The 218-nt window shown below is 59.6% G+C and carries 1 protein-coding gene; it reads left to right on the top strand.

Annotated elements, in window-relative coordinates; all coding sequences use genetic code 11:
* Positions 1-218: ABC transporter substrate-binding protein (locus ACW9IR_RS30315; RefSeq protein ID WP_457466303.1), on the top strand; the 218-nt coding region annotated here is incomplete at both ends.

Below are 218 nucleotides of genomic sequence, written 5' to 3'. Positions count from 1 at the left end.
CGCGGTCAAGCAAAACCAAGGATTTACCCTGGCAACCACCCAGGCGATCTGGCCGGATCATCCAGAAAAGGTCCTCGGCTGCACCCAGGCGTTCGTCGACCAGTATCCAAACACGGCACGCGTGCTGGTGAGGGCGATCCTGGAGGCCAGCCGGTTTATCGAAGAAAACACTGAAAACCGCCGCTCCACCGCTCAATTGCTCAGTGGCCGCGACTACC

The sequence above is a fragment of the Pseudomonas sp. SDT291_1_S447 genome, assembly GCF_054070155.1.
Note: the sequence above shows the minus strand (reverse complement) of the source record. Positions and strands in the feature narration are given on the sequence as shown.